General features: G+C 67.4%; 17 protein-coding genes. 6 read left to right on the top strand and 11 right to left on the bottom strand.

Translation table 11 applies throughout. The annotated features are described in order from the left end of the window. Positions 1-5 precede the first annotated feature (5 nt). The gene (locus AC1DCJ_RS08460; protein ID WP_137191365.1) at positions 6-647 is read left to right on the top strand and encodes a response regulator; all 642 of its coding nucleotides are present in this window, start codon (positions 6-8) and stop codon (positions 645-647) included. Positions 648-741: 94 nt separating this feature from the next. On the opposite strand, the gene AC1DCJ_RS08455 is transcribed toward AC1DCJ_RS08460, so the two are convergent. Beyond that, positions 742-8,952, bottom strand: coding sequence for an ESPR-type extended signal peptide-containing protein (locus tag AC1DCJ_RS08455; RefSeq protein ID WP_478070677.1), 8,211 nt, complete (start codon positions 8,950-8,952; stop codon positions 742-744). A gap of 449 nt (positions 8,953-9,401) precedes the next feature. On the opposite strand from AC1DCJ_RS08455, the gene AC1DCJ_RS08450 reads away from it, so the two are divergent. Beyond that, on the top strand, positions 9,402-9,974 hold the full coding sequence (locus AC1DCJ_RS08450) for an OmpO family porin (protein WP_181406195.1): 573 nt from the start codon (positions 9,402-9,404) through the stop codon (positions 9,972-9,974). A gap of 329 nt (positions 9,975-10,303) precedes the next feature. Here the strand turns inward: AC1DCJ_RS08450 and AC1DCJ_RS08445 are convergent, their stop codons facing one another. From AC1DCJ_RS08445 to AC1DCJ_RS08425, 5 genes are all read right to left on the bottom strand, one after another. Beyond that, entirely contained in the window at positions 10,304-11,329 is a 1,026-nt protein-coding gene (locus AC1DCJ_RS08445) for an NAD(P)H-dependent glycerol-3-phosphate dehydrogenase (RefSeq protein WP_478070676.1), read from the bottom strand. Between the two features lie 20 nt (positions 11,330-11,349). After that, positions 11,350-11,865 carry a protein-export chaperone SecB gene (secB, locus tag AC1DCJ_RS08440; protein ID WP_137191368.1) on the bottom strand — a complete coding sequence of 172 codons (516 nt, stop codon included), beginning with the start codon at positions 11,863-11,865 and terminating at the stop codon, positions 11,350-11,352. 106 nt (positions 11,866-11,971) lie between these two features. After that, on the bottom strand, positions 11,972-12,409 hold the full coding sequence (locus AC1DCJ_RS08435; RefSeq protein WP_137191529.1) for a rhodanese-like domain-containing protein: 438 nt from the start codon (positions 12,407-12,409) through the stop codon (positions 11,972-11,974). A 131-nt stretch (positions 12,410-12,540) separates the two neighbouring features. Beyond that, positions 12,541-12,975, bottom strand: a complete 435-nt coding sequence (locus tag AC1DCJ_RS08430; RefSeq protein ID WP_137191369.1) for a hypothetical protein — start codon at positions 12,973-12,975, stop codon at positions 12,541-12,543. Between the two features lie 30 nt (positions 12,976-13,005). Continuing rightward, a complete protein-coding gene (locus tag AC1DCJ_RS08425; RefSeq protein WP_478070675.1) occupies positions 13,006-13,476 on the bottom strand; it encodes a YiiD C-terminal domain-containing protein in 471 nt (156 codons plus the stop codon). Between the two features lie 43 nt (positions 13,477-13,519). On the opposite strand from AC1DCJ_RS08425, the gene AC1DCJ_RS08420 reads away from it, so the two are divergent. The 3 genes from AC1DCJ_RS08420 to AC1DCJ_RS08410 all read left to right on the top strand — a co-directional run bounded on the left by AC1DCJ_RS08420 (position 13,520) and on the right by AC1DCJ_RS08410 (position 16,746). After that, a complete protein-coding gene (locus AC1DCJ_RS08420) occupies positions 13,520-14,296 on the top strand; it encodes a uroporphyrinogen-III synthase (RefSeq protein ID WP_478070674.1) in 777 nt (258 codons plus the stop codon). A gap of 108 nt (positions 14,297-14,404) precedes the next feature. Further along, positions 14,405-15,388: a uroporphyrinogen-III C-methyltransferase gene (locus AC1DCJ_RS08415; protein WP_141058243.1), complete on the top strand. Its 984-nt coding sequence runs from the start codon at positions 14,405-14,407 to the stop codon at positions 15,386-15,388. Further along, a complete protein-coding gene (locus tag AC1DCJ_RS08410) occupies positions 15,385-16,746 on the top strand; it encodes a heme biosynthesis protein HemY (protein WP_313423274.1) in 1,362 nt (453 codons plus the stop codon). Before AC1DCJ_RS08415 ends, AC1DCJ_RS08410 begins: the two co-directional genes overlap by 4 nt. Before the next feature lie 187 nt (positions 16,747-16,933). Here AC1DCJ_RS08410 and AC1DCJ_RS08405 read toward each other — a convergent pair whose 3' ends face one another. Further along, the gene (locus AC1DCJ_RS08405) at positions 16,934-18,229 is read right to left on the bottom strand and encodes an acetyl-CoA C-acetyltransferase (RefSeq protein WP_123731054.1); all 1,296 of its coding nucleotides are present in this window, start codon (positions 18,227-18,229) and stop codon (positions 16,934-16,936) included. 92 nt (positions 18,230-18,321) lie between these two features. Here AC1DCJ_RS08405 and AC1DCJ_RS08400 point away from each other — a divergent pair, with 92 nt between their 5' ends. Next, entirely contained in the window at positions 18,322-19,209 is an 888-nt protein-coding gene (locus AC1DCJ_RS08400) for a hypothetical protein (protein ID WP_478070673.1), read from the top strand. A gap of 131 nt (positions 19,210-19,340) precedes the next feature. On the opposite strand, the gene AC1DCJ_RS08395 is transcribed toward AC1DCJ_RS08400, so the two are convergent. The 4 genes from AC1DCJ_RS08395 to AC1DCJ_RS08380 form a co-directional block, all read right to left on the bottom strand. After that, positions 19,341-19,976, bottom strand: coding sequence for a superoxide dismutase family protein (locus AC1DCJ_RS08395; RefSeq protein WP_137191375.1), 636 nt, complete (start codon positions 19,974-19,976; stop codon positions 19,341-19,343). Positions 19,977-20,026: 50 nt separating this feature from the next. After that, complete coding sequence (locus AC1DCJ_RS08390; protein WP_038691308.1) at positions 20,027-20,593, bottom strand: superoxide dismutase family protein; 567 nt, start codon at positions 20,591-20,593, stop codon at positions 20,027-20,029. Between the two features lie 92 nt (positions 20,594-20,685). Further along, positions 20,686-22,134 carry a nitrogen regulation protein NR(I) gene (gene ntrC / locus AC1DCJ_RS08385; protein WP_478070672.1) on the bottom strand — a complete coding sequence of 483 codons (1,449 nt, stop codon included), beginning with the start codon at positions 22,132-22,134 and terminating at the stop codon, positions 20,686-20,688. After that, on the bottom strand, positions 22,124-23,197 hold the full coding sequence (locus AC1DCJ_RS08380; protein ID WP_478070671.1) for a two-component system sensor histidine kinase NtrB: 1,074 nt from the start codon (positions 23,195-23,197) through the stop codon (positions 22,124-22,126). Before AC1DCJ_RS08380 ends, ntrC begins: the two co-directional genes overlap by 11 nt. Between the last annotated feature and the right edge of the window lie 23 nt (positions 23,198-23,220).

The raw sequence follows: 23,220 nt of genomic DNA, 5'->3' as shown, positions 1-23,220 counted from the left end.
CCGCCTTGAAGACCAAGATCGTCATTGCCGACGACCACCCGATTGTGCTGGCAGGCATCGCCGATCTTGTTGATCGCGACCCGCGTTTCCAGGTCGTCGGTCAAGCACAGGACCCGGCCGGGCTGGTGGAACTCGCACAGCAGCATGGGCCGGACATCATCATCACCGACTACAGCATGCCTGGTGACGAGCGGATGGGGGATGGGATCAAGCTCATTTCCTACCTGACCCGCAATTTCCCGGACACTCGCGTTCTGATACTGACGATGGTGTCCAACCCCTCCATCGTTGCCGAAATGTATCGCGCGGGTGCCAGCGGTGTGGTGCGCAAGAGCGGGAATCTCAATGAGCTCGACGGGGCCCTGACCAGCCTGCTGGCACAGCGGATCTACCGTTCCCCCGAACTGCCTCGCGAAGAAATGGTGCCTGAGGCTGGCGAGCCCACCTCGGCCGCCACCTTGTCGCCCCGGGAGTTCGAAGTGATTCGGCTGTTCGCCAGCGGCCAGAGCGTTGGTGACATCGCGCGCGCGCTCAATCGCAGCAGCAAGACCGTCAGCACGCAGAAGATCAGCGCCATGCGCAAGCTGGGCACCCGGACGGATCAGGAACTGGTCGCGTTCTGTCTGGAATCAGGCCTTTTCGGCTGATCGAGTCGCGGTTGCTTCGCAGGAAGACGTAGAAAAGCCCGCGGTCTTTCGACCGCGGGCTTCTTTTTACACTACGACGGTAAGCTCTCTCCGCTTACCAGCTGATGCCGGCACCTGCCGAGACGCTCTGGTCGCTGCCACTGAAAGCACCGCCCAGCGAGACCGACACGTTCTTCTTCTCGCCGAGGATGCGCTGGTAGCCGACGGCCAGTGCACTGCGACCGTTCTGCGACCCGATACCGGCGCCCAGGCGGTTGTCGCCGCTCAGACCGGCCGTATTGATGGCCATACCGGCGTAGGCCGCACTGATGGCACCCATCCGGTCGATGCGCTTGTCCATCGACTGGAAGCGGCTGTTGGACCAGTCATGCTCGGCCTTGAAGCGGTCATCCATCTGCTGCAGATTGACTGCGTCAGTGCCCTGGATACCCGCGGCGACATTGCTGACAACACGTTCCGAACCCGCCGAGCCCATCGACACTTCATTGTCCCGGGTGGTGGTGGATCCGCTGCCGATGGCAACCGAGTTGTCGTTCGTCACCTTCGCACCCTCACCGATGGCAACCGAGCCGGTACCACTGGCCGCGCTGCCCTCGCCGACGCTGATCGCGCCAGTACCACCGGCCGAGCTGCCACCACCGACGCTGATGGAACCGGTGCCGGCCGAGCTGCCACCGCCGACGGCGATCGAGCTGTTGCCCTCCGCCTTGCTGCCGTCGCCGACGCTCACCGCACCTGAACCGCCGGCCGAACCGCCGCCGACAATCAGCGCACCTTCGCCAGCACCCGGACCAACCAAACCGCCCTCGGCTGCACCGTCGCCGGCAGGATTGCCGTTGCCGTTGCCGTTGCCGTTGCCGTTGCCGTTGCCGTTGCCGGAACCATTGCCGCTCCCAATCGAGCCCTCGGCAATGCCCTTCTCAATGGTGCCGACACGGCCATCCAGCCCATCCATCCTGCCCTGGATAGCGGCATTCATGTCGAACAGCTGGCCACCGTTGATCGCTTCCATGCTGCCCGCGCCGATGAACCCGCTGGCGACGTTGGCCAGCACGGTTCCCTGGCTACCGCCCAGGGTGGCACGCGACAGATCGGCACCGTCGTAGGTCAGCACGCTCAACGTCTGGCCACTGACCGGATCGATCGCACCGGCTGCACGCAGCTGGGCAATGGTCACCACGTCGTCCTCCTCCGTGCCGTTGGCGACACCGCTGACGCGACGCTTGCCGTCGGTGCCTTCCATGTCGACGAGGGTGCCGCCCTGCGCTGCAGCGACCTGTACATTGCCGGTGACCTGATCAACCGTGACCAGACCGGACGTGCCGTTGGACAGTTCCTTGATGGTCGTGCCCAGCGTGGTGAGCTCGGTTGCGTTGATGGTCGTGCGGTCATCGATGTTGGTGATGGCATCGCCGAAGTTGGTCACCGTGGTCCCACCGACCGTGTAGCTCGGCTGGGAGACAGTGCCGTCCGCGTTGACCACCGAACCGCCACCGATGGCTGCGGCCACACTCTGTGCAGTGCCCTTCAGCTGGGCAACATTCACCGCATCGCCTTCGGCGCTGCCTGCAGCAACGTTGGTCAGCGTGCGCGCTTCGTTGTCACTGTTGGCAAAGTCGACCGTGGTGCCAGCCTGGGCCGAAGCGACCTTCACGGTGTTGGACGCCGCATCGAAGGTGACCATGCCGCTGGTGCCTGCCGTCAGCTCCTCGAACTGCTTGGTCAGGTTGGTCACGCTGCTGCTATTGCCCGTGACACGCCCATCCAGGTCGGTCAGCGAGGTGTCCACTGCAGCGAAAGTGTCGCCGACGTTGCTGTAGCGGCCGCCACCGATGGTGAAGCTCGGCGCGGTGACGGAACCGTCTGCCGCAATGGAGGCGCCTCCGCCGATCGCGGCGGCAACGCCCTTCACCTGGCCGACGTTGGCCGCGTCGGTGTCTGCGCTACCCGCCTTGACGTTGGAGAGGATCGTGCCCTCGGCACCCGCCAGGCTGACCGTGCCCTTGTCGGCATCGGTGTAGGCCACAGCCAGCGGATTGGCTGCACCACCGCTGCCACCGTTCTCACCCACGTACTTCTTCAGCTGACTGAAGTTGACAGCATCGGTTTCGGCCGTGCCGGCCGCCACGTTGGTGATCTGCCGCTCATTGTTCAAGCTGCCGACCGACACCGTGTTGGCGCGGGTATTGGTCGTGTTGCTGCCCAGCGACATCGCATTGGTTGCGCCAGCACCCACGCTGGCGTTGCGGCCAAAGGCCATGGAGTTGGTGGCCGTGGCGTCGATGTTGGCCAGGTTGCCGATGGCCACTGCGTTGTCGGCGTTTGCTCGGGTGTTGTTACCCAATGCAACGGCATTCAGGCCCGCCGAACGCGCATTGGCGCCGACCGAGAGCGTGTAGGCACCCGTGGCACGCGCACCGTTGCCCAGCGCCGTGGAATTGTCGGCCTCGGCCCGGGCGGAGCCCATCGCGAGAGCGCCCTGACCTTCGGCGTAGGCGCCACCGCCAATCGCCGCAGCCTGCGAACCCTTCGCGTAGGAGGCGCCACCAATCGCCGTGGCAATACTGCCGATGGCGCTGCTCGATGCACCAATGGCCACAGCGGAGTTGTTCAGATCCACCACAGCCGCTTCGGAGCCTTCCGGGGCGTCGATCTTGATGAATGAATCGTCCACGACGCCGCGTGCATCCAACGCGGCGAAACGGCTGTCCACATCCTTGAGCGCGCTCTGGGTCCGCGTGTTCTGGCCGGACACCATCGACACCAGCTGGCGGTAGTTGACCGCGTCGTAGTTGCCCTCACCGTCGGCAACATTGGTGATGCGACGTTTCTGGTCACTACTGCCAACGGACACCGTGTTGTTCTGGTCGGCGACCGAGTTGATGCCGATGGCAACCGAACCGAACGCACTTACCTTGGCCGCCGTGCCGCCGCCCTTGCCACTGAACCACGGATTTGCGGTTGCAGCGGTCAGCTGGCTGACATTGACCGCGTCGCTGCTGTCCACGCCAGCGGCGAGGTTCTTCAGGCGCACCGGTTCACTGCCAGCGATCTTACCCAGCGTCACCGAACCATAGTTGGTCGTACCGTCCTTGTTCTGGCCGTAGACAACGGCGGCCAACGCATTGCCCTTGTCATCCACCAAGCCCGTGCCGGACAACTTTTCGTCCAGCTGCTTGGCTCTGCCATCCAGGTCAGACAGCGAGGTGTTGACCGCGCCGAAGGCGCTGCCCACATCGCCGTGCTTGGTGGTACCCACGGTGTAGCTCGGTGCCGCAATGCTGCCGTCGGCCTTGACCGTGGAGCCACCACCCAGGGCCGCTGCCACGGAAGCAGCCGTGCCCTGCAGCTGAGCGCCGTTGATGGCGTCGGTGCTGGCGGCGGTCACCTTGCCGGCGGCCACGTTCGAGAGCTTCACGGCAGTGCCCGGCGTGCCTAGCGTCACCGAAGCCCGGTCAGCCGAACCATCCGCCTTCTTGTCGTAGGTCACGGCGGCCAGGGCGTTTCCCTTGTCGTCCACCAGGCCGCTGCCCTTGATCTGGCTGGCCAGGTCATTGGTACGGCCGTCCAGATCGGTCAGGGAGGTATCCACAGCACCCAGAGCGCTGCCGACGGAGCCATGCTTATTGCCTCCCACGGTGTAGCTCGGCGCCACGAGGGTGCCGTCGGCCTTGACCGTCGAACCGCCGCCTAGCGCGGAGGCAACCGAAGAGGCCGTGCCCTGCAGCTGCGCGCCGTTGATCGCTTCGGTGCTGGTGGCGGCTACCGAACCGGCGGCCACATTCGACAGCTTCACCGCAGCATCCTTCGAGCCCAGGGTCACGGACGCATAGTCAGGCGAACCATCCTTCTTTTGGTCATAGGTGACGGCAGCCAGGCTCTTGCCATCCTCGCCCACCACGCCCATACCTGCGAGCTGCTCCGCCATGGTCTTGGCACGGCCATCCAGATCGGTCAGCGAGCTGTTCACCGCACCGAAAGCGCCGCCGACGTCGCTGTACTTGCCGCTTCCCACGGTGTAGCTCGGCGCGGTCAGCGTGCCGTCAGCCTTCATCACCGCGCCGCCGCCCAGGGCCGCCGCCACCGAAGTGGCCGTCCCCTGCAGCTGTGCACCGTTAATGGCATCCGTGCTTGCGGCGGTCACCTTGCCGGCGGCCACGTTCGAGAGCTTCACGGCGGTATCCGCATTGCCCAGCGTCACCGACGCGTAGTCCGCCGAGCCGTCCTTCTTCTGGTCGTACGTCACTGCCGCGATGGCATTGCCCTTGTCATCCACCAAGCCACTGCCGGCAAGCTGCTCGGCGAGATCATTGGTCCTGCCATCCAGCGCCGTGACCGATGTGTCCAGAGCGCCCAATGCGCCACCGATGGAGGCATGCGGCTTACCACCTACGTTGTAGCTCGGCGCCGAAAGGGTGCCGTCTGCCTGCACCGTCGAGCCGCCGCCAAGTGCGGCCGCAACCGACGCGGCCGTGCCCTGCAGCTGCGCACCATTGATGGCGTCGGTGCTGGCGGCGGTTACCTTGCCGGCGGCCACGTTCGACAGCTTCACCGCCGTGCCCGGCGTGCCAAGGGTCACCGACGCACGGTCAGCCGAACCGTCTGCTTTCTGGTCATAAGTGACCGCTGCCAGTGCGTTGCCCTTGTCGTCTACCAGACCGGTGTCCTTGATCTGGCTGGCCAGGTCGTTGGTGCGGCCATCCAGGTCCGTCAGCGACGTATCCACGGCACCCAGAGCGCTGCCGACGGAGCCATGCTTGTTGCCACCCACGGTGTAGCTCGGCGCCACGAGGGTGCCGTCGGCCTTGACCGTGGAGCCGCCACCCAGGGCCGTTGCCACGGAGGCAGCCGTGCCCTGCAGCTGAGCGCCGTTGATGGCGTCGGTGCTGGCAGCGGTCACCTTGCCGGCGGCCACGTTCGAGAGCTTGACGGCAGTGCCCGGCGTGCCGAGCGTCACCGAAGCCCGGTCAGCCGAACCATCCGCCTTCTTGTCGTAGGTCACGGCGGCCAGGGCGTTGCCCTTGTCGTCCACCAAGCCGCTGCCCTTGATCTGGCTGGCCAGGTCATTGGTACGGCCGTCCAGATCGGTCAGCGAGGTATCCACAGCACCCAGCGCGCTGCCGACGGAGCCATGCTTGTTACCGCCCACGGTATAGCTCGGCGCCGCGAGGGTGCCGTCGGCCTTGACCGTCGAGCCGCCGCCCAGCGCGGAGGCAACCGAGGAGGCCGTGCCCTGCAGCTGTGCGCCGTTGATCGCTTCGGTACTGGTGGCCGAGACGGCGCCAGCCTTCACGTTGCTGATCGTCGTGCCGTTTTCGCCGGCCAAGGCGAGCGAGGCTTTCGTTTCATCGGCGTACGACACCATCAGCGGACCACCACCATTGGAACCGACGAAGCTCTTCAGCTGGCTGAAATTGACGGCGTCGGTGTCAGCGGTACCGGCCGCCACATTCGTGATCTGCCGTTCGTTCTTGAGGCTGCCGACCGACACCGTATTGGCACGGGTATTGGTCGTGTTGCTGCCCAGCGACATCGCATTGGTCGCGCCAGCGCCGACGCTGGCGTTACGGCCAAAGGCCATGGAGTTGGTGGCCGTGGCGTCGATGTTGGCCAAGGTGCCGATGGCCACTGCATTATCAGCGTTCGCGCGGGTGCTGTTACCCAGGGCAACGCCATTCATGCCCGCCGAGCGCGCGTTGGCGCCGATGGCCAGCGTGTAGGCACCGGTGGCACGCGCACCGTTACCCAGCGCCGTGGAATTGTCGGCTTCGGCCCGTGCGGAGCCCATCGCCAGAGCGCCCTGACCTTCGGCGTAGGCGCCACCGCCAATCGCCGCAGCCTGCGAACCCTTCGCATAGGAGGCGCCACCAATCGCCGTGGCAATACTGCCGATGGCGCTGGTCGATGCACCAATGGCCACAGCGGAGTTGTTCAGATCGACGACAGCCGCTTCGGAGCCTTCCGGGGCATCGATCTTCAGGAACGGGCTATCCAAACCGACACGGCCCGTCTGCTCGCTCAGTGCCGACAGGCGCGTGTTGACGTCCTTCAGTGCACGCTGGGCGCTCGAACTGGCGTTACCCACCAGGGCGGTAACCTGGCCATAGGTTGCGGCATCGCTTTCTTCCTGGGCCGACGCCAGGTTCGTGATGCGACGCTTCCCCGACGCCGAGCCCACCGACACGGTGTTGGCCTGGTCGGCCACCGAGTTGATGCCCAGGGCCACCGAGTTGAAGCCGGTCGCCTTGGCTGCCGTGCCACCGCCCTTACCGGCCAGGAAGGTGCTTTCGGCCGGCGTTGCATTCGCCATGGCGTTCTTGAGCTGGGTCATGTTGACGGCATCGGTATCATCCGTGCCCGCCGCCACGTTCTTGAGCGAAACGGCACCCTTGCCGTTGCCCAGCGTCACCGAGCCATAGTTGGTCACACCCTTGATATCGCGATCGTAGCTGACAGCGGCCAGTGCCTTGCCGTCGGCTGCCACCAGCCCACTGCTTGCAAGCGTTTCCTTCAGTGCGCTCGTACCTGCGTCGAGGCTGGTCAGCGCATCGCCCAGATTCTTCTGTTCCTTGCCGTCAACCTTGTAGGTCGGCCCGGTGACCGCGCCCGTGTTGGGATCAATGGCTGCGCCACCGCCCAGGCCGGCCACCAGCGGCGACAGCTGGCTGACATTGACCGCATCGGTTGCAGCCTTGCCGGCGGCCACGTTGATGATGGTGCGCTTCAAGGTATCGTTACCGATCGAGAAGGAGTTGACCGACCCGGCCACCGAGTCCGAGCCGAGCGCGACGGCGTCTTTGGCGGTCGCTTTGCTACGGACGCCGATGGCAACAGAGTTGTCGCCCGACGACAACGCGCCAGATGCGATGACTACGCCCTCCGGGGTTTCGCTGACGCCACCGCCCAGCGCGACGCTGGCGGCACCTTCTGCGGTCGCGCCAAAGCCGACGGCGGTTGCGCGGTCGCCAGCAGCGTTTGCCTTCCAGCCAAGTGCAGAGGCCTTGGTGCCTGCGGCGGAGGCTTCAATACCGACGGCCGTGGTTGCTTCGCCAGTTGCTTTCGTGTTTCCACCGACGGCAACGCTGTACTTAGCTGCGTTTGAGCCCCGGCCGACAGCTACCGCCCCGACTCCCCCAGCAATTGCATTTCCACTGGCGCTGCCGCCGCTTCCGCCGATCTGCACAAACGTGTGCACGTCATCCTGCGCAGCATTCGTAAGGGCAGTGTTGAGCTGGCCCAGGTTGACCGCGTCCGTGTTGGCGGTGCCAACGGCGACGTTCTTCAGCTTGACCGGTCCAGTACCGTTGCCCATGGTGACCGAACCAAAGTTGGTTTCACCTTTGACATCCCGGTCGTAGGTCACTGGTGCGATGGCCTTGCCATCTTCGGCGAGCAGCCCGCTGCTGGTCAGCTTGTCCTTCAGCGCCTGGGCGTTATTGCCCAGCCCGGCGAGGGCTTCGCCGAGGTTCTGATCCTTGCCATCCACCTTGTAGGTCGGACCGGTAACCGCGCCGGTCGTCGGGTCGATGGCAGCGCCACCGCCCAAACCAGCGATAAGCGGCGACAACTGACCAATCGTAGCCGCGTGAGTCGCAGCCTTGCCGGGCGCAACGTTGACAATGACGCGCTTCAGCGTTGTATTGCCGACAGAAACCGTGTCCGCCGCGCCAGCAATGGAAGCTGCACCCAACGCTACAGCCCTAGCACCATTGGCCTGTGCGTTCTTGCCGAGCGCCGTGGCGTCTGCCGCGTTGGCGATCGATCTTTCGCCGATCGCGGCCGCTCCATTGGCAGAAGACGTCGAACGGGTCCCGAGCGCGACGCCTCCCACTGCACCACTGGCAACAGTGGCGAATGAGCCAACGGCTGTTCCATCAACAGCATACACAGCCGACTGTGGGCCCACAGCGACCGCGCCCTCTTGTTGCGCGAGAGCCCTAAAGCCGAGCGCTGCTGATTCCTTGTAGCTCGCCGTTGACCCTGTTCCAATGGCTACGGCATTTTCGCCATTTGCGGTCCCACCTAAGAATACGGCCCCGGTGCCAGCGCGTGGTGCAACGATACCAGCAGCATTAGCCGTATCCTCACAGCGCAGCCCGTCCTGAGACATTGTTTGTCCCGCGACACACTGCATCACTTCGGGCGAGTCAGCCGCCATCGCTGCACCTGCCGGCAGCGCCAGTGCAATCGCCATGGCCTTCGCCAACCGGGTGCGGCTCTTCTTGCCGCGCGAAACAGCGAGCTCGTGGGCGACTGCCCATGTGCCCGTCGAAATGTTGAAGATCAACTTGTATACAAAGTTCATGGAGTATCCCAGGAGCTGCGCGGCAAACTGCGCGTGAGAGTGGAGGGGCCTTGGTTCCGGTCTGACCGGATGGCTCCATCCTCCCCACCTGTCTCTCTGGGATATATCAGCGGTTTCTTAAAAATGCGTCTTAGGCTGGCTGCGAAGCCGATGTTACGTTGCCGTTAAGGCACGGCGCTCTCCTAGAAGGGGTGACAGGCTTGCGCCCATAGTTTGTGCAGGCGGCTGCGCCCATAGTTTGTGTAAGCGACGCCAACTATGGGGACATGGCTAATCGACCTACCACCCAAGTTCCYTGAACGGGCGCTTCATTCATGTACCGGTCAGTTCAATATTCAGGAGCGATTGGGACGACAAATGAATAATTAACACCTGTCGACCGCCCCTTCTCTCCCCCTCCCAAGGGGGGCGGTTCGGCAAAACCAAAAATAATTAAAGGTGTCCCGATGATGAAGTCTTCCTTGCTTGCCCTGGGTCTGCTCGCTGCTCTGCCGTTCGCTGCGTCTGCAACCGATGGCCTGTCGTACAACTATGTTGAAGGCGGCTACGTGAAGACCGATGCCAAGGGCGGCGACGCCGACGGCTGGGCCGTGAAGGGCTCGGTTGCCGTGGCGCCGAACTTCCATGTCTTTGGCGACTACAACGCGCAGGAAACCAAGCGCGGCAGCAATGATGTGGACCAGTGGAAGGTCGGTGTCGGCTACAACTACGGCATCGCCCCGACCACCGACCTGGTGGCCCGCGTTGCCTACCAGAAGTTCGACCCGAAGCACGGTCTGGACTTCAACGGCTACTCGACCGAAGTGGGCGTGCGCAGCGCGTTCACCCCGAACATCGAGGGTTACGTGATGGCCGGTTACGAGGACTACAGCAAGAAGCACGGTATCAACCCGGACGGCGAGTTCTACGGCCGCGTCGGCGCCCAGGCCAAGCTCAACCAGAACTGGGGCCTTGCTGGCGAAGTGAAGCTGGCCAAGGGCGGCGACAAGGAATGGTTCGTCGGTCCGCGCTTCACCTGGTAATACCGTTTCACCGCGGTACGTTGTTGGATGGCGTGGTCTCTCTCCCCTGCGCCATGAAGCCCGGCTTAGGTCGGGCTTCACTTTTAGAGCAGCCGACCAACGGTCGGCTCTACCTGTGTTGGCCGTCGCATTTTTTGCGCGGACAGCAGCCGACCGACGGTCGGCTCTACCTGCAGGGCCGCCGCGTTCTTTGCGGTTGGCATGGCGACACCCTCGTCGGTACGCCACGAAGAAACCCGGCCTTGTGCCGGGTTTTTTCGTTTCCGGGCGGTGTGACCGGGCGTGGATGCCTACAAAAAACCCCGGCGTTTGCCGGGGTTTTTCGTGGGTCACTTGAACAGCGTGTCCGGATATTCCGGCTTCTGTTCGCGCGCCAGCAGCGCACGCAAGCCTTCTTCCGGGGTCTGCTCGCCGTGCAGCACCGCGCGTACCCGATCGGAGATCGGCAGGTCGATGCCGTGGCGGCGGGCCTGGCGCATGACTTCGTCGGCGGTCTGCACCGACTCCACCACCTGGCCGATTTCACGCACGGCGTCCTGCAGGGTCTGGCCGCGTCCCAGCGCCAGGCCGAGACGACGGTTGCGCGACAGATCGCCGGTGCAGGTGAGCACCAGGTCGCCCAGGCCAGCCAGGCCCATCAGGGTTTCCGGCTTGGCCCCGATCGCCGCGGCCAGCCGCAGCATCTCGTTGAGGCCGCGGGTGATCAGGCCGGCACGGGCGTTCAGGCCCAGCTGCATGCCATCGGCCACGCCGGTGGCCACGGCCAGCACGTTCTTCATGGCCCCGCCCAGTTCGGCGCCGACCATGTCGTCACCGGTGTAGGCGCGGAACGCCGGGCCGTGCATCGCGTCGGCCACCTGCTGGGCGAATGCCGGCGCGTCACCGTGTACGGTGATCGCGGTGGGCAGGCCCTCGGTGACTTCCTTGGCGAACGACGGACCGGTCACCACCGCCAGCGGCACGTCCGGCCCGAGGACCTCGCGCGCTACTTCGTGCAGGAAACGGCCCGACCCGGGCTCGAAGCCCTTGGTTGCCCAGGCCACGCCGGCGTTTGCCGGACGCAGCGGCGCCAGCGCGCGCACGGTTTCACCGAAGGCGTGCGACGGCACCACTACCAGGATCCAGGTGGCGTCGCTGACGGCAGCGGCCAGGTCGGTGGTGGCACGCAACGCCGCCGGCAGCGGAATGCCGGGCAGGTAGCGGGAGTTCTCGTGGCGCTGGTCGATGGCCTCGACCATGGCCGCATCACGCCCCCACAGCACGGTCGAATGACCGTGCCGGGCAAGCAGACTGGCCAGCGCCGTGCCCCAGGAGCCGGCGCCGAGAACCGCGATTTTTTCTGCGTGGGTGCTCATTGCAACGACAGCAGCGCCGATCAGGCGTTGCCGGCCGGCTCGGAGTCGGCCAGCGAGGTTTCACCCTGCTCCTGGCGCTGACGCAGGGTTTCGGCGTACAGGCCTTCGAAGTTGATCGGCTGCAGGAAGAACGGCGGGAAGCCGCCGGCCTGGATCAGCTCGCTCACCAGCGAACGCACGTACGGGAACAGAATGTTCGGGCACTGGGTGCCGAGCAGCACGTCGATCGACTGCGGGTCCAGGCCGACCAGGCCGAACACGCCGGCCTGCTGCACTTCGGCCACGTAGGCGGTCTTGTCGCCGGCCTTGCAGGTCAGGGTGACGGCCAGCACGACTTCAAAGGCGTTCTCGCCCAGGCGCTGCACGCGCTGGTTGAGGTTGAGCTGCAGTTCCGGCTGCACGGCTTCGTTGAACACGGCCGGCGCATTGGGCGACTCGAACGAAACGTCCTTGACGTAGATCTTCTCGACGGTGAACGCGGGGCCGGTGGCGGCGTCGGCCGGCGCGACGGCGCCGTTGGTGGTCTCTTCGGACATTTCCTGTAGCTCCCAGAAATTAAGTGCAATAAGTTGGATTGTTACATGCCCTGCTATGCGGGCGTGTGGCGCCGCGCACAAGGCATGCAGCGCAATCGCGCGGAAATCAGTTGCGGCCCTTGACCAGCGGCAACTCGGCCTGCTGCCAGGCCGGAATGCCGCCGTCGAGCACGCTGACCTGCTCAAAGCCGGCCTTCTTCAGCGCCTTGGCGGCGGTTTCCGAGGCGTTGCCGGTGCGGCACAGCAGCACCACCGGGCTCTGCTTGGCGTTGGCCACCAGCTTGTGTTCCGGGCCGAACGCACTGGGCTGCACATTGCGGCTGCCGGCGATATGGCCCTTCTCGAAATCGCTGCTGGAGGACAGATCGACCACGATCGCGCCACCGGCATTGATCAGGTGGGTCAGTTCGGCCGGCTTGAGCGACTTGAAGCCTCGGAACAGGCGGCGGACTTCGGTGACGATGATGGCCACGGTCAGGCCGACCAGGGCCATCGACAACATCGGGTTTCGGCCGGCAAAGGCCAGCAGCTCTTCGTAATTCACTAAGATCACGGGTCGATAATCGGGCGCCGATTGTCGCACATGCGGGCGAATCGGCGTCCAGCCCCCGCCTGGGCGTGGCTCAGCGTTCGCCGATCATGGCTTCAGCCGGGCAGAGCCCGGCTCTACGAGGCTCAGCGCTCCTGCCAGAGGTCCGGCAGGCCGTTGGCCTGGAGCCAGCGCTTGCCCTCGGCGTCCCAGCGCCAGATTTCCTTCACGCGCAGGGTGCGCTCGGCCTGGGTGTTGTTGTTGATCACCCGCACCTCGGCGTTGCGCCCCACCCGGCCGTCGGGCATGGGCACGTTGTCGCCGGCCCGATAGCTGGAAATCTTCACCTGCTCGTAGCGGCGCAGCTCCAGGTCGGTGAGCGGGTGGACCTTGGCGTATTCCGGGTCCAGGTACGGCAGGGCGTCCTCGACGGTGCCCCAGCGCATCGTGGAGTCGTACTTGACCTGGGTCTCTTCCAGCTCCTTGCGCTGCTTCTTGGTGGTTTTCGGCTCGGCGGCCAGCGCGCTGACGCTGGTCAGCGCGAACACGGTCAGCAGCAGGATCTGAAACAAACGGCGCATGCGAATTCCCCAATCGGCAAGGCGCCCATCCTACCGCCTTGCGAAGGCCACGAAACGCCCGGTCAGTTCAGCGGCCGGCTTGCCCGCAGTGCCGGGCTGGCGGGCCACCAGCCCGATCCGGGCCTTGCCGCGCTGGGCGAAGGTGGCCAGGAAGCCGTCCCAGTCGGCCGGGTCGGCGGCCTGGGCCTGGGCGTGCAGGTCCTCGTAGACCGGGGCCAGGTAGCGCACGTGGCTGTCGGCCACGTAAACGTCGGCATCGAACCCGGCCAGGCGCAGGCGCAGGGTCACCAGCGCCCACCCGGACAGGGTCAGCGCCGAGGCCAGGCTGCCACCGAATGCGTTGCCCTTGTCGTTGACGTTGGCGGCCAGCGGCGCGCCCAGGTCGAGCATGCCGTCGCGGTAGGACACCACGCGGATCTGCATGGCCGCCACCGGGGGCATGCGGTCCAGCACGAGCTGCAGTTCGGCCAGGTGCGCGGGCAGGGATTCAGGATTGGACATCGGTACGACAACGTGACGGCAAAGGGCTCGCATAATGCCCGCAATGAACAGCGATGCACATGTGCCGGAATGGACCCTGATTTCACTGCGCCCGCGCGGCCAGCATGCGCCGTTGCGGCGGGCTGCGCAGGCCGCCGGCGCCACGGTAGTGGCGCTGTCGCCGTGGGCGCTGCAGGTGCGCGACGACGACGCCAGCCGCGCCCAGCTGGCGCGCGCGCTGGCTGCCCAGCGGGTGGTATTCAGCAGCCCGGCGGCGGTGCACGCGGCCGCGCGCCTGCTGCCCTTGAACGCGGCGCGTGCCGGTATCTGGCTGGCGGTGGGCACCGGTACCGCGGCGGCGCTGCGCGCCCATACCGCCGGCCCGGTGCTGGCACCGGCGCGGATGGACAGCGAGGGCCTGCTGGCCTTGCCTGAGCTGACCGGGCTGGACGGGCTGGACGCGGGCCTGGTCACCGCCCCGGGTGGCCGCGGCATCATCGCCGCCACCTTGATCGAACGCGGCGCCACGCTGCACCGCGCCAATGTTTACCAGCGGGTGCCCCTGCCCTTGCCGCCCCGTGCCCTGCAGCGGCTGCGCCGCCGTACCGGGCCATGGGTGGTGGCGGTCAGCAGTGGCGAGGCGCTGGACCTGCTGCTGGCCAGGGCGCCGCAGGACCTGCTGCCGCGCCTGCGCGCCTCCCTGGTGGTGGCCGCCAGCGCGCGGCTTGCGGAGCAGGCCCGCGCGGCCGGGTTCGCCCGGGTCTGCGTCGCCGAAGGCCCCCTACCACGTCAGTTGGTGCAGGCCGCACACGCGGCGATCATCACTTCCGCATCTACCTGAACAGGCGACGTTCCCGGCCTTGCGGGCCGCGCGCACGCCGGGTGATGCTGTGCACCACGTCGCACGCCAGCTTGCGGACACCCCGGCGCGCGCGACAAGGATGCCCGCATGAATGACGACGTTTCGCCACCGCCTGACCCCCGTTCCCTGCGCTGGATCGTGCCGCTCGCGGTCGTACTGGTGATTGGCGTGGGCGTGGCCTGGGGCTGGACCCGCTGGCAGGCCGAACAGGCCCGCGCTGCCCAGGCGCAGGCCGATGCCGGGCTGCAGCTGCAGGGCCTGGTGGACAGCGTGGAAGCGCTGCGCCGCGACCAGCGTTCGACCTCGCAACGGGTGCAGGACGCCGCCGCCACCAACCGCGTGCTGCGCGATGAAATGCTGGGCCTGAGCCAGCGCAACGCGCTGCTGGAAGACAACCTGGCCAAGCTGGCCGACAGCACCCGCCATGGCGCGCAGGCGCTGCAGCTGGAAGAGACCGAACTGCTGCTGGGCCAGGCCGCGCAGCGCCTGGCGTACGCCGACGACGTGGACGGTGCCAAGCGGCTGTACGCGCTGGCCGCCACCACCCTGGCCGATGTGCAGGGCAACGACTATCTCAACCTGCGCCAGGCGCTGATGCAGGAGCGCAATGCGGTGGACGCGCTGGGCCCGGGCGTGCGTGCCACCACCGGCGCGCAGCTGGCCGCGTTCGCCACGGCGTTGGAACAGGTCCCCGAACAGGTGGATGCTGGTACCGGTGCAGCCGCCGGCACGCCGTGGTGGCAACAGGTGTTGGCGCCGTTCGTGACCATCACCCCCACCCGCACGCAGGGCCCGCTGACCGATGCCGAGCGCGTGGCCGGCTGGGATTCCCTGCAGCTGGAACTCACCTTGGCCCGCGCAGCGGTGGAGCGTGGCGACCAGGACGGCTTCACCCACGCCGTGGACCGCGTGGCGGCATGGCTGCCGCGGCTGTGGCCGGATTCACCCGCCCTGCGCGAGCGTCGTGCTGAACTGCAGCAACTGCGTACGCGCGTGCTGCATCCTGCGGTACCCGAACTGGGCAGCACCTTGCAGCAACTGCGCGCGATGCGCGATGGAGATGACCGATGAAACCCTTCCAATCCCTGGTGGTGCTGTTGTTGGCGGTAGCCCTTGGCGTGATCGCCTCGCAATTCCTGGGCACCGAACAACTGCGCCAGTTCGGCGAAGTGATCTACCGCTACGGCGGCAACGACTACCGGTCCACGGTGCCGCAGGTGGCCTTGATGGTGCTGGTGGGCCTGCTGGTGCTGTGGCTGCTGTGGAGCCTGCTGGCCTCGCCGTTCCGCGCATGGGGCCGCTACCGTCGCAAGCAGGGCCGCGCGCGCCTGATCGACGGCATCCAGGCGCACGAACAGGGCCAGTGGCAGCGGGCTGAAAAGCTGCTGGAGAGCGCGGCCGAAGACAAGGAAGTGACCGCCGTTGCAATGGTCACCGCGGTCCGCAGCGCGCAGGCACGCGATGACCAGGCGGCCGTGAACCAGTACCTGCAGCGCCTGGCCGGTGAAGACGCCACCCTGCACGCCCTGCTGCAGGCCGAGCGCCTGCTGGTGCAGGAGCGCCCGGTGGATGCGATCAACCTGCTGGACACCGCCACCATTCAACCGCTGCCGCCGCGCGGCCTGTGGCTGCGCACCGAAGCGCTGGCCCGCGCCGAGCGCGCGCACGAGGCGTACGGCCAGCTGGGCGCGCTGCGCAAACAGAAGGTCCTGCCCGACGAGGCCGTGGCCGAGCTGGAAACCCGCCTGGCAGCGCAGTCGCTGCTGGAAGCGGGCGACGTCAATGCACTCGCGGCGCAATGGGAAGCCACCCCGAAGGCGCTGCGCAGCGATCCGGACGTGGTGTCGGCGTATGCGCTGCGTGCCGTGGCGCTGGACTGGGACGAACCGGCCCTGCTCAACATCGAGCAGGCGCTGGACACGCGCTGGGACGAATCGCTGGTGCAGCTGTACGGCCAGATGCCGGTGGACAAGCTGGCCACGCGCCAGGCCAACCTGCAGCGTTGGCTGGTCAACCAGCCGGCCAGCCCGGCATTGCTGCTGGCGCTGGGCCGTATCGCGACCCGCCAGCGCCAGCACAGCCAGGCCGAGGACTACCTGCACCGCGCGATTGCCGCCGGTGCCGGTCCGGCCGCGTGGGAAGCGTTGGGCCAGTTGTTCGTGGAGCGTGGCGAGCCGGCGTTGGCCGCACAGTGCTTCGCCAATGCGCTGCGCCAGCAGCGCGGCGACGACAGCATCGCGCTGGCGCGCGCCGACGCGGTGGTCACGCCGCTGGGCCCGGTGGTTCCCGAACGCGCCACGGTGGAAGAGCAGTCGCTGATGTCGCAGCCGCTGCCGGTGCAGCCGTTGCAGTCGGTCGATCGCATTGATCCGGTGGATCCGGTCGTGCGCGATGAGCGCGACGAATTCGGCAACCCGCGGTTGCCTTGATGGCGTACCGGTCGAGCCGACCGTTGGTCGGCTCTTCATGGACGTTCGGTGGGGTGCGTGGAGCCGGCCAGCGGCCGGCACTACCGGGCTTCGGGATGGTGTGCAGCCACCCATGGGGTGGCTCTACCCACCTCCACAAGAAAGGCCGCCCTTGGGCGGCCTTTCTTGTGTGCGATTGTCGGCCTGATCAGCGTTCGACGATCGCCACCACGCCCATGCCGCCGGCGGTGCAGATCGAGACCAGCGCGCGGCCACCGCCGCGTTCGGCCAGCTGCTTGGCCGCCGTGGCGATCACGCGCGCGCCGGTGGCCGCGAACGGGTGGCCGGTGGCCAGCGAGGACCCCAGCGGGTTGATCTTGGCCGGGTCGATCCGGCCCAGCGGCGCGTCCAGGCCCAGGCGGTTGCGGCAGTAGTCTTCGCTTTCCCACGCGCGCAGCGTACACAGCACCTGCGCGGCGAACGCTTCATGGATTTCGTAGATGTCGAAATCCTGCAGGGTCAGGCCGTTGCGCTTGAGCATTTCCGGCACCGCGATGGTGGGCGCCATCAGCAGGCCTTCGCCGTGCACGAAATCCACCGCGGCCACCTGCGAATCGCGCAGGTAGGCCAGCGGTTCGTGGCCGTGCGCGCGCGCCCATTCCTCGCTGGCCAGCAGCACCGCCGAGGCGCCGTCGGTGAGCGGGGTGGAGTTGGCGGCGGTCAGCGTGCCGCGACCGGACACCTTGTCGAAGGCCGGCTTGAGCGTGGCCAGCTTTTCCAGCGAGGTATCGGCGCGCAGGATGTTGTCGCGCTCGACGCCACGGAACGGGGCGATCAGGTCGGTGAAGAACCCGCGCTCATAGGCGGCGGCCAGCTTCTTGTGCGACGACACCGCCCATTCGTCCTGCGAATCGCGCGAGATGTTCCATTCCTTGGCCATGTCCTCGCAATGGTCGCCCATGCTCTTGCCGGTACGCGGCTCGGCCACGCCGGGGAATTCGGGCTTGAGCTCGCTGAGCTTGAAGCCGCGGGTCAGCGCCTTGAGCTTGTCGCCGGTGCTCTTGGCGCGGTTGGCCGCCAGCAGGCGCGCGCGCAGCTTCTTGCCGTACACGATCGGTACGTCGGAGGTGGTGTCCGAGCCGCCGCCGATGCCCGAGTCGATCTGGCCCAGCGCGATCTTGTTGGCCACCGCAATGATGGTGTCCAGCGAGGTGCCGCAGGCCCGCTGCATGGTGATGCCGGGCGTCAGCGGAGACAGGCCGGAAGACAGCGTGGCTTCGCGGCCCAGGTTCCAGTCGCTGGAATGCTTGATCACCGCGCCCATCGCCACTTCGCCGAGCTGCTGGCCGTGCAGGCCGAAGCGTTCGACCAGCGCGCCCAGCGTACGTACCGACATGCCGAGGTTGCCGACGTCCGAATAGGCCGTGTTCTGGCGGCAGAACGGGATGCGGACGCCACCGAGGATGGCGACGGGACGGGCGTTGGGCATGGAGATACCTGGCATGGGAGGGGTGTCTGCAACATGGCCTGCACGAAGGAGCAGGCATAATGGGGGCAAGTGTAGCTGCCGCCCTGTGATGGGCCAACCGTGAAACCATGAGCAAACCCGACCCCGGCATGAATGCCCTTGGCGTCTTGGCATTGGAACTGGCCGGCGGCGACGCGCCGCGCCATGCCGCGCTGTCCTCCGAACAGGCTGGCGAACTGGCCGAGCGCGTCGGCCGCGACCTGGCCAAGCTGGTCCCCGGCGTCAGTGGGCTGGACTTCGTGTTCGCCGGCGCGCATTTCGATCCGGCCGAAGTGCTGCGCCCGGGCTGGCCCGTGCACCGCCGCCTGGAAGAACTGCAGATGCGCGCCCCCGGCCGCAGCCAGGGCCCGCGCCTGCTGGCGTTCGGTGCCGGTGCAGACGGCGATGTGCCACTGCCGTTCCAGGCCGAGGCCGCACTGACCGGCGGTGGCCTGCGCGTGGTGCCGTTCCTGCTGACCGGCACCGAAGTGGCGCAGACCCAGGCCGTGGCCGAGGCGCTGGAAGACGTGCTGTTGGCCCAGGGCATGGCCCAGCCGGACACCGCGCTGCTGGCGCAGACGGCCTTCGGTGCGCAGATCGAGCACGCGCGCTTCTTCACGGTGAACGACCTCGCCGCGATGATGTCGATGCAGTACGACAACCAGGGCCTGGCCGCCCTGTGGCCGGTGATCGAAACCGCCCTGATGGCGCCGCACGTTGAAGAATGGCTGGATGCCGCACCGGAGCCGCTGCTTCGATACGCTGATGGCGAAGTGCGTATGGCCCTGTTCGATCCCGCCGGCTGGTGCGCGTTCTACAACCACGGCACCGGCGATTGCGAGCGCCTGCAGGGCATCTACGACCAGTTCCTGATGCGCCAGCGGCAGATGGCCGCTGTGCTCGAAGCGCATGGCCTGCCGGTGTTGTTCGTGCATTGCGAAGCCGGCCAGGACGCGCGCGCGCTGCTCACCCGCTGACGGTAGTGCCGGCCGCTGGCCGGCTCCTCCGCACATCGGTATTGCCGATTGCAGCCGCGCATGGCGTGGCTCTACCAACGCTCAAAAAAACGCCGGCAGTCGCCGGCGTTTTTCATTCTGCATCGCGTCGGTTACGGCGCGGCCTTGATCACCGCACAGGCCAGGCGCGCACCGGCGTTGCCGGTCGGCTGGGTCTTGTAGTCGTCCGCGTCGGCGTGGACGATCAGGCCGCGACCGATGATGTCGAAATCATCGCCCTTGCCGATGTTGACGTTGGTGGACACATCCGCGTCGACGACGGCGTTGCCCTGGGCGTCGGCCTTGATGTTGGGCATGTCGCCGCCGTGGTGCGGGGTGGCGGCCACGCTGCCGTGGTCTTCCTTGCCCGGGTTGAAGTGACCGCCGGCGCTGGCGCCGTCCGGTGCGCTGCAATCGCCCTTCTCATGGATGTGGAAGCCGTGCTCGGAGTTGGGCTTGAGGCCGCTCACCTCGCCCTTCACGTGCACCTTGCCGTCCACCACGCTGAAGGTGACGTTGCCCTTGACGGTGCTGTCCTTGGTGGGGGCCAGTTCGGCGGCGGCGCCGTGGTTGGCGTGCGCTTCGCTGGTCATGGCCGGCGGTGCGTCGGGGGTGGATTCGGCGGTCGGCTGGGCGGCCGTGGCTTCAGCCGCCGGGGTCGCTTCGGGGGTGGTGTCGGCCGGCTTGTTGCAGGCGGTCAGGCCGAGCGCGGCGATGGCGGCGAACAGCGAGGTGTGGATCAGGCGCATGTGGAACTCCTTGCGGGTAGCGATGGAAAAAGCGGCGTCGGGCTGCGCGATCAGCGCGTGACCCGGATGACGCCGCAGGCGATTCTGGCGCCGGCATTGCCGGCGGGCTGGCTGCGGTAATCGTCGGCGTTGGCATGCACCACCAGTGCACGCCCGGCGATATCAGTGGCTGCGCCGCCGCCAAGCGTCACCGCTGGCAGCCGCACATCCACGTTGGCACGTCCCTGCGCATCGGCGCGCAGGTTGTCCATGTCGCCGGCGTGGTGCGCGCCGGCGCTGTTGCGGCCATGCGGCTGCGCGCCCGGGTTGAAATGTCCGCCCGCGCTGCTGGCATCCACCGCGCTGCAATCGCCGCGCTCATGCACGTGGAACGCCGCCGTCTGCAACGGCTGCAGGCCACCGATGACGCCGGTGATATGCACGCCCTGCGCGTCAGGCACCAACGCCAGGCGCCCACTGACCAGACTGGCCGACGCCGACGACAGGTTGGCTTCGGCCATCTTTGCCGTGCTCACCAGCGGCACCGGTGGGGCGGTGGGGCGCGGTGGCGGCGTGCTGCCGCAGGCGGCCAGGCCGAGGGCAACCGCTGCACCGAGGACGATGGAAGAACTGCGCATGGAAAACTCCTTGGTTGCAAACTAACGACGTGCTCGTCCACACACCATGAAAGCGGCACGGACGCCGTGCACACATGCCGTGGACATCTGGTTCATCCGCCCCGACGGCGCCCGGCGCCGAGTTTGCGGGTCAGGGTGTTGCGGCCCATGCCCAGGCGCGCGGCCGCTTCGGCCCGGCGCCCGTGGGTGATCTGCAGGGCCGCTTCCAGCAGTGCCTGGTCCACCCGGTCGCGCACCTGCGCGTGCAGGCCTTCGGCGCCTTCGGCCAGGCGTTGGCGCGCCCAGGCCGACAGCAGGGTTTCCCACTGGCCCGGATCGCCCGCCGCGCGGGTGCGCGGACCACCGCCGCGATGCAGCGCGCTGTCCACATCGGCCACCCCGATGGTGTCCGAGGCGGCCAGGGCTGCCATGCGCCAGCACACATTTTCCAGCTCGCGTACGTTGCCGGGCCAGTCATGTTCGCGCAGCGCCTGTAGCGCGGCCGCGGTGAGCCGCTTGGGCGGCGCATCCAGCTTGCGCACCGCCGCGGCCAGGAAGGTATCGGCCAACTGGGTGATATCGTCGCGACGCTCGCGCAGCGGCGGCAGGCGCAGCCGCACCACATCCAGCCGGTGCAGCAGGTCGGCACGGAAGCGACCCTGCGCCACCAGCGACTCCAGGTCCTGGTGGGTCGCGGCGATCACGCGCACGTCGACCCGGATCAGCTCGCGCCCACCCACACGGAAGAACTCGCCCTCGGCCAGCACGCGCAGCAGCCGCGTCTGCAGCGGCAGCGGCATGTCACCGATCTCATCGAGGAACAAGGTGCCGCCGTTGGCCTGCTCGAAGCGGCCGACGTGGCGCCGTTGCGCGCCGGTGAACGCGCCGGCCTCGTGGCCGAACAGTTCGCTTTCCAACAACTCGGAAGGAATCGCCGCGGTGTTGAGCGCCACGAACGGCCCCTGCACGCGCGGCGATTCATGGTGCAGCGCATGTGCGACCAGTTCCTTGCCGGTGCCGGTTTCGCCGTTGATCAGTACCGACAGCGGCGCCTGCGCCAGCCGCCCGATCGCGCGGAACAGCGCGCGCATGGCCGGGGTGTCGCCCACCAGCTGTGGGCGCTGGTCGGGCATGGGCTCCACGGCAGCGGGTGCCGGCGCATCGGCCAGCGCATCGGGCGCGGGCAGCACGCGCTGGGCCAGCGCCACCGCATCGTCGAGGTCGAACGGCTTGGACAGGAACTCCTGTGCACCGCCGCGGAACGCGCCAGCGGTGCTGGCCACGTCTGTATAGGCTGACATTACGATCACCGGAAGCTGCGGGTGCGCGGCCTTGAGCTTGTCCAGCAACACCAGACCATCGTCGCCGGGCATGCGCACGTCGGTGAACAGCAGGTCCGGTGGCGGCTGGGTCTCGAGCATGGCCAGCGCCGAGGCCGCGCCGTCGAAGCCCTCCACGCGGTAGCCGGCGTCGCGCAGCGCGGTACACAGCACGAAGCGGACCGCGCGGTCATCATCGACCACCCAGACGCGCTGGGCGGTGCTGTCGGTGTCATCCGCCATGGGCGGTCTCCTCGGCGGGCGTGCCGTGGCCGATCGGCAGCAGCACGGTAAAGACGGTATGCCCCGGTCGCGAACGGTAGGTCAGCGTGCCGCGGTGTTCGCGCGCCACCTGCTGGGCCAGCGCCAGGCCCAGCCCGGTACCTTCGGCGCGGCCGCTCACCAGCGGCAGGAACAGGTGCTCGGCCAGCTGCTCGGGTACGCCGCGGCCGTCGTCGGCGATCTCCAGGCGCAGCGCCAGTGGGTGCACCTGGTCGCCGATGCGCACGCCGTGCTCTACCCGGGTGCGCAGGGTCACACTGCCGGCGCCGGCCTGGATCGCGTTGCGCACCAGGTTCCAGACCGCCTGGGTAAGGCGGTCGGCGTCGCCGTCGAATTCGGGAATGCTGGGGTCGTAGTCGCGCTGCAGCCGCACCGCCCAGCCGCCTTCGCTTTCGGCCAGGCGCAGCACGCGCTCCAGCGAGGCGTGGATGTTGAGCGGCGCGTGCGGCGCGGCCGGGGCCGGCGACAGCAGTTGTTCGAGCAGGCCGTTGAGGCGCTCGATCTCCGAGCCGATCAGTTCGATCAGCTCGCGCTCGTCCGGGTCGCGCTCATCGGCGGCCCGTTGCGCATTGCGCCTGGCCAGCAGTTGGGCCGCGCCCTTCAACCCCGCCAGTGGATTGCGCAGCTCGTGGGCCAGGCCCTTGAGCGCCGCACTGAGCGCGCTGGGCAGGGCCTGGGTGGGGTCCAGCCCGGGGAACTCGTCCACCGGATGCGCTTCGAGCAGCCAGCCGCCTTCGTCCCACCGGCTCAGCCAGCCTTCGGCGAAACGCGGCGCGTCGCCCGGCAAGGCCAGGGCCAGGCGGTGCAGGCGCAGGGTGTCGCGCTCATCACGGGCCAGGAAGTGGGCCAGCGCCTCGCCCTGCACTTCCAGGGAGGCCAGCGGCTGGCCGATCAGGCGGCGCACGCTGACCCCCAGCCAGCGCGCGAACGCCGGGTTGCAGCCCACCACGCGGCCGCTGGCGTCGGCCCAGGCAACCGGGGTGCCTAGGACGTCAAGGGCGGGAGGGGCTAGTGCGGAGGTCATTGCACCAATGTAGTGCAAAAGCG

Source organism: Stenotrophomonas sp. 10N36, assembly GCF_056395005.1.
The sequence above is the reverse complement of the archived record's forward strand: the minus strand, read 5'-3'. Positions and strand labels throughout refer to the sequence as shown.